Consider the following 2,964-nt stretch of genomic DNA (forward strand, 5'->3'; position numbering starts at 1 on the left):
TATACACTGACTGTTTTGTCAAAAGAAAATTTTATACCATTATCCAGTAAATTTTTTATGGCTATAGAAAAAAAATTAATATCAACTTTAATAGTATAATTTACATCCGGTTTATATTTAACTTTTTCGTCTTCCAGAAATAATAATTTTTTTGCTGACTCAAGAATTTGTGAAAATTTGTAGCATTTTGATGAATCTTCTATATTTTTTAATGCTATTTGTTCTATCGAAAGCAATTCATTTATAAGCACATCTAGCCTTTTAAAAATTTTTAAAAAATTTTGCTTTCTGTTTTCATCATTTAACAACTCACTAGCTATCATACCTTTTGCAATTGGTGTTTTTAGCTCGTGAGCTACATTGCGCAAAAACCACTGCCTTAATTCTGTGCTTTTTTTTAAATTAGATATAGCTTCTTGAAATTCTTTTGCAAGAAAACCTACCTCATCCTGTCTTTTTAAATCAAAATTTATATCTAGATTGCCTTTTTTAAATTCCTCAATTTTTTTTCTTAATACTTTTATAGGATATATGGACTTCAAAATACTTATATACAAAAATAAAATACTTACAATAAAAACTACCCATAAAATAAGTATGAAATCTGGAGCTGAAAATTTTTGTCCTTTTTTTAGCAAAAAGCTTTTGAAAGGTGTATGTATATATAAATAAGTATTGGATTTAAACTTAAGCAAAACCCAGTTTTGCCTTCCAGCAGGCATTTCTTTTTTTAACAACACTTTTGCATGTTTTAGTATGTGATTTATTTCTTCTGGATTTTCAATAATATTTATATTTTCTGATTGAGCATATGTATTTAAGTTTTTTGTTCGTACAAGCAACATGCTTTTTCGTATGAATTCAAAATCAGATTGTCTTTGGAGTGTTATGTAGACAAACAAAAAAAGTATAGTAGAAACAATAAATGTTAAGATAAAAATTAGATTTAATTTAAATAAAATAGAGTTTTTGTTCATTCTACAAATTTATAACCAAGACCCCTGATAGATTTTATATAGCGAGGTTCTTTAGGATCATCATTAATTTTTTTTCTTATGCGGCTAACTATAACGTCTACACTTCTATCTATGCTTTCATAATCCATGGTTTTTGTATTTTCTAAAATAAAGTCTCTGGTTAGGACACGGTTTTTGTTTTTTAAAAATAGTGCCAGTACTTCATATTCGGCTGAGGTCAGGTTTAATTTGTTGTTTTTATAAATTATTGTCATTTCATTTTCGTTAATTTGAAATTCACTTTTTTCATGTTTTGAGTTTTTAGGTTTTTTTACTCTTCTTAAAAGCGCCTGTATACGTGCAACAAGCTCACGTGGATTATATGGTTTGGCAAGATAATCATCTGCCGCTAATTCGAGAGCCAAAACTTTATCTGAGTAATCGTTGCGCGCAGAAGATATGATTATAGGTATATCAAGATTATTATTTATAATTTTTTTGCATACATCTATACCATCTAATTCCGGCAAACTCAGATCCAGGATCAAAAGATCAAATTTTGATTTTTCAAGCGCTTGCAATCCCTTAATTGGAGACTCATAGTTTGTAATTTTCATGTTAAATTGAGCTAAATATTCTTTTAATAGTTCTGCAAGCTCTGTATCATCTTCAATCATCAATATGTTAACCATAGTTTACACCAAATAAGTCTGGGTTTTACCCCAGACTTAATATAGCACAGTGTTTAAAAATTTTCTATTGAACTTTGGATTTTAAGTAATCTATTCTGTTTTGAAGCATTTGTTGTTTGCTTTCCATATTTTTTAGAGCAAATTGCATCCTTTGTTTTTGCAAGTCCACAAATTTCTGTCTTTGCTGTGGTGTTAAAATATTAAAAAAACGCTCCATATAATTTGCCCTGTTTTGTGCTCTTAATCTAGCATTATATTCAGATTCTTCAATAAATATTTTTTTATTGAAATTTCCAGATGCAATTGCATCATACATTGGCATTTTATAGTTTGACTGACTTTTTGTAAAGTTTTGTAATGCCTCTTGCCTTAATTGTTCAATTTGTTTAATTTGCTCTGGTGTTAAATTTAATTCTTTTTGCATGTATTGATATCCAAAACCACCTCTTGAGTTGCATTCAAAGCCTCTATGTATTCCAAAACTACCACCTGGCATGCCTCCAAAGCCACCAGCAAATCCTGCACTAACGCTTGTTCCAAACAATGTTGCCGCTAAAAGTGCACTTACAAATGTCTTTTTCATAAAAGACCTCCTTAACTTAAATTTTCTATTTTAAATACTATAAAAGCTTTGTAAATATAGTTTAAATCAATTGTAAATGTATTGTAAATGAAATATTGACTTTATGCATAATATAATTATACTTATATGGTTACAAATTTAGTAACTATTGGAGGAAGAATTGAAAATTTACGATCTTATAGTAATAGGGATGGGTCCAGCCGGCATGGCAGCATCTGCTATGGCAAGTGCTTTTGGCTTAAATGTTTTGGCAATAGAAGAAAATAAAGTAGGCGGAGAGTGCTTAAATTGTGGTTGTATACCAAGTAAAGCCTTATTAAAAACTGCCCAAGTAAATCAAATTTCACATAATTTGGAAAAATTTGGAATTATATCAAATATTTTTACAGATCCAAAAGAATCCCTTGATATAGTAAGACAAAAAATTAGCCGAATAAGTGGTAAAAAACTTATGCAGGCTTTTGAAAGGGTAGAGTTAATTATAAATAAAGGGAATGCAGAGTTTGTAGACACTCAATCTGTAAGAGTAGATGGAAATGTATATAAGGCAAAAAAAATATTTATAGCAACAGGCACAAAACCTTTTATACCAGATATAGAAGGATTAAATGAAATTGATGAATCATTTAAACTTACGAATATGAATTTGTTTACTCAAAAAAATATACCAGGAAGCCTTACAATTATAGGTGGAGGCGCAATTGGATGTGAGATGGCTCAAGGTTTTGCAAGG

General features: G+C 29.2%; 4 protein-coding genes. 1 reads left to right on the forward strand and 3 read right to left on the reverse strand.

The window, feature by feature from the left end; all coding sequences use genetic code 11:
* From Q0C22_RS03685 to Q0C22_RS03695, 3 genes are all read right to left on the reverse strand, one after another.
* On the reverse strand, positions 1-977 hold a 977-nt coding region (locus Q0C22_RS03685), incomplete at its 3' end, for an ArsS family sensor histidine kinase (protein WP_291490807.1).
* Complete coding sequence (locus Q0C22_RS03690; protein WP_291490816.1) at positions 974-1,648, reverse strand: response regulator transcription factor; 675 nt, start codon at positions 1,646-1,648, stop codon at positions 974-976. The genes Q0C22_RS03685 and Q0C22_RS03690, both read right to left, overlap by 4 nt.
* Positions 1,649-1,712: 64 nt before the next feature.
* On the reverse strand, positions 1,713-2,231 hold the full coding sequence (locus Q0C22_RS03695; RefSeq protein ID WP_291490837.1) for a Spy/CpxP family protein refolding chaperone: 519 nt from the start codon (positions 2,229-2,231) through the stop codon (positions 1,713-1,715).
* 160 nt (positions 2,232-2,391) lie between these two features.
* Here Q0C22_RS03695 and Q0C22_RS03700 point away from each other — a divergent pair.
* Positions 2,392-2,964 (forward strand): FAD-dependent oxidoreductase (locus Q0C22_RS03700; protein ID WP_291490844.1); only part of this gene is annotated, 573 nt, incomplete at its 3' end.

Origin of the sequence: Desulfurella sp. (genome assembly GCF_023256235.1) — a bacterium.
Taxonomy (GTDB): Bacteria; Campylobacterota_A; Desulfurellia; order Desulfurellales; family Desulfurellaceae; genus Desulfurella.